Raw genomic sequence first — 3549 nt, forward strand, 5'->3', positions numbered from 1 at the left:
CGCCCCCACCCCGTACACCGGCCCGGAGATCCAGACGCCCGAGACGATCGAGGCGATGCGGGTCGCCGGGCGGATCGCCGCGCGGGCGATGGAGGAGGCCGCGAAGGTCATCGCGCCCGGCGTGACGACGGACGAACTGGACCGGATCGCGCACGAGTACATGTGCGACCACGGCGCCTACCCCTCCACGCTCGGCTACCGCGGCTTCCCCAAGTCGCTGTGCACCTCGGTCAACGAGGTCATCTGCCACGGCATCCCGGACTCCACGGTCCTGCGCGACGGCGACATCATCAACCTGGACGTGACGGCGTACATCGGCGGCGTCCACGGCGACAACAACGCCACGTACCTCGTCGGAGACGTCGACGACGAGTCGAAGCTGCTGGTCGAGCGGACCCGTGAGTCCCTTGCCCGCGCCATCAAGGCCGTCAAGCCCGGGCGCCAGATCAACATCATCGGGCGCGTGATCGAGTCGTACGCGAAGCGCTTCGGGTACGGCGTCGTGCGGGACTTCACCGGGCACGGGATCAACTCGTCCTTCCACTCCGGGCTGATCATCCCGCACTACGACAGCCCGCACGCGACGACCGTGATGCAGCCCGGGATGACGTTCACGATCGAGCCGATGCTCACGCTGGGGACGCACGAGTACGACATGTGGGACGACGGCTGGACGGTCCTGACCAAGGACCGGAAGCGGACCGCCCAGTTCGAGCACACGCTGGTGGTGACGGAGACGGGGGCCGACGTCCTCACGCTGCCGTAGCACCGGCGTCACGCCCGCACGCCACGCCCACTCGAAAGCCCGCTCTCCCCGGAGGGCGGGCTTTCGTGTGCGGACGGTGGCGATTCTGGGTAGGGTTTTACCGACAGGGCGTCGGAATCCTCTTGACTTAGGTAAGCCTAACCAAAGAACATCGTAGCGGCTTCGTCCCCTCGACACCGGAGACCTCATGGACTCGTTCTCGACGCTCATCCGCACCGCGTCGCGCGAACAGCACACGGCCGCTCACAACGCGACCTTCATGAGCGACCTGCTGGGCGGCAGGCTCGGCGTCGACGCGTACGCGCGGTACACGGAACAGCTGTGGTTCGTGTACGAGGCGCTGGAGAGCCGCGCGCCGGAGCTGGCCGACGACCCGGTGGCGGGACCGTTCATCCAGCCCGAGTTGTTGCGCCTGGCCGCGCTGGAGAAGGACCTTGCGCATCTGCGCGGCCCGGACTGGCGGTCGACGCTGACCGCCCTGCCGGCGACGGAGGAGTACACGCGGCGGATCACCGAGTGCGCGCGCACCTGGCCGGGCGGGTATGTGGCCCACCACTACACCCGCTACCTCGGCGACCTCTCCGGCGGCCAGGTCGTCCGCGACACCGCGGAGAAGACGTGGGGCTTCGACAAGAAGGGTGACGGCGTCCGCTTCTACGTGTTCGAGGACATCGCCAACCCCGCCGCCTTCAAGCGGGGTTACCGCGAGCTGCTCGACCGCGTGCGGGCGGACGACCTGGAGAAGCAGCGGATCATCGCGGAGTGCAAGCGGGCGTTCGCTCTGAACATCACGATGCTCCTCGTCCTGGGCGAGGAGTTCCCGCTCAGTGCGTGACTTCCGGCGTGGCCTCTAGCGTTCCAGGAACACCCGGCCGCCGACCTCCACCCAGCCCCCGGGCTGGGGTGCCGTGAGGATCTGTGAGCCCGCGCCCTGCGTGATGTTCAGCGCGCGGCCCAGCCGGTCGGTGAGGAGGAGGGCGGCCGCTCCGGTCGCCTCGTCCTCGTCGATGCCGTCGTCGCGGCCGGGGAAGGCCCGGGCACGGATGCGGCCCGCGGCCTCGTCCTCCCAGGCCCAGGCGTAGATCCACTCCCCCGGCGACGGCACGGGGAGGGCGTCGACCTCGGCGGCGGAACCGTACTGGCGGAGCGTACGCGGCGGGGCCCATTCCGCCCGGGCCTCGATCCAGCTGAACTCCCCGTCCAGGCGGGCACCGACGATCCCGGCGGGCGTGACCAGTTCGGGCACGTCCAGGAGCCAGGCCGTGCCCACGCAGGGGTGCCCGGCGAAGGGCAGGCGGAGGGTGGGCGTGTAGATGTCGATGATCCCGCGCTCGGGGTCGTCGACGAACACGGTCTCGCTGAAGCCGAGTTTCGCCGCGAACGCCTGCCGGTCGCCGCGCTCCGGCATGACCGAGCCCTCGCGCACGACGCCCAGTTCATTGCCGTATCCGCCGCTGGGGCCACAGAAGACCCGCAGCACGTCGTAATCAGTCACCCGGGCATTGAAACATCACCAGTGGAAGGGAAGGACCACGTGACCTTACTGGGCAAGCCGGTCGAGCCCCCAGGAGCGAAGGAGTCGACGGAGGAAACGACGGAGGAATCGGCGGAGGAACCGGCGGAGGAACCGGCAGCGGAGTCGGCGCAGGAGCCGACGCGGGTGCGGGGCGGGGCGTCCCGGACGGCCCGGTGGCGCGCCGGGCGCCGCACCACCCCGGCCCTCCTCATCGCCGGCCTCATCGCCGCGCTCCTCGTGCTCGTCCCGGTGGCCGCCGGGATCGGGGCGTACCCCGTCCCCACCGGGGACGTCCTGTCCTCCGTGGCCCACCGCATGGGCGTCGGCGGCGAGGCTCTCGACCGGGTGCCCGAGTCGGTGCTGTGGAACGTGCGGTTCCCGCGGATCGTGCTCGCCCTGCTGATCGGGGCCTCGCTGGGGTGCGCGGGGGCCCTGATGCAGGGGGTGTTCGGCAACCCGCTGGCCGAACCGGGAGTCATCGGCGTCTCGTCGGGCGCGGCCGTGGGCGCGGTCGCGACGATCTCGCTCGGGCTCGACTTCCTCGGGAACTGGACGGTGTCGGCCCTCGCCTTCGTGGCCGGACTCGGCACCGTCCTCGTCGTGTACGCGATGTCCCGCTCCGGCGGCCGTACGGAGGTGGTGACGCTCATCCTCACCGGTATCGCGGTGAACGCCTTCGCGGGAGCCCTGATCGGACTCTTCGTCTTCCTGGCGGAGGACACCGCGGCCGTGAACCAGATCGCCTTCTGGCAGTTGGGCTCCCTCGCGCAGTCGACCTGGCCGAAGGTGCTGGCCGTCCTGCCGTGCGCGGTGGCCGGGCTGGTCGTGGCGCCGCTGTACGCGCGGAAACTGGACCTGCTGGCCCTCGGTGAACGGCCCGCGCGGCACCTGGGCGTGGACGTGGAGCGGCTCCGGATCGTCCTCGTCCTCGTCATCGCGCTGCTCACCGCCGCGGCCGTGAGCGTCTCGGGGGTCATCGGCTTCGTCGGGCTGGTCGTACCGCACCTGTTGCGCATGACCGCCGGGCCCGGCCACCGGTTCCTGATCCCGGGCAGCGCGCTCGCAGGGGCCGTCGTCCTGCTCGCGGCCGACCTCTGCGCCCGTACCGTCGCCGAGCCCGCCGAGTTGCCGCTCGGTGTCCTGACCGCGCTGATCGGCAGCCCCTTCTTCTTCTGGCTGCTGCGCAGGACCCGCCGCAGGCAAGGGGGTTGGGCATGAGGTCCTTGCGCGCACTCTCGCCCGGGCGCCTGCGCGGACGCCCCACTCC

At 70.8% G+C, this 3549-nt stretch carries 4 protein-coding genes; 3 read left to right on the plus strand and 1 reads right to left on the minus strand.

Features of this window, described 5'->3' with window-relative positions; all coding sequences use genetic code 11:
• Both map and FNH08_RS47080 read left to right on the plus strand, forming a co-directional pair.
• Nucleotides 1-766: type I methionyl aminopeptidase (gene map, locus FNH08_RS47075; protein ID WP_152777999.1), on the plus strand; the 766-nt coding region annotated here is incomplete at its 5' end.
• Between the two features lie 187 nt (nt 767-953).
• Complete coding sequence (locus FNH08_RS47080) at nt 954-1601, plus strand: biliverdin-producing heme oxygenase (protein ID WP_152778001.1); 648 nt, start codon at nt 954-956, stop codon at nt 1599-1601.
• Between the two features lie 15 nt (nt 1602-1616).
• Here FNH08_RS47080 and FNH08_RS47085 read toward each other — a convergent pair whose 3' ends face one another.
• Nucleotides 1617-2261, minus strand: coding sequence for a PhzF family phenazine biosynthesis protein (locus FNH08_RS47085; protein ID WP_322726564.1), 645 nt, complete (start codon nt 2259-2261; stop codon nt 1617-1619).
• Between the two features lie 165 nt (nt 2262-2426).
• On the opposite strand from FNH08_RS47085, the gene FNH08_RS47090 reads away from it, so the two are divergent.
• Nucleotides 2427-3500, plus strand: a complete 1074-nt coding sequence (locus tag FNH08_RS47090) for a FecCD family ABC transporter permease (protein ID WP_322726565.1) — start codon at nt 2427-2429, stop codon at nt 3498-3500.
• Nucleotides 3501-3549 lie beyond the last annotated feature (49 nt).

The sequence above is a fragment of the Streptomyces spongiae genome, assembly GCF_009377185.1.
In the GTDB taxonomy this organism is placed as follows: Bacteria; Actinomycetota; Actinomycetes; order Streptomycetales; family Streptomycetaceae; genus Streptomyces; species Streptomyces spongiae.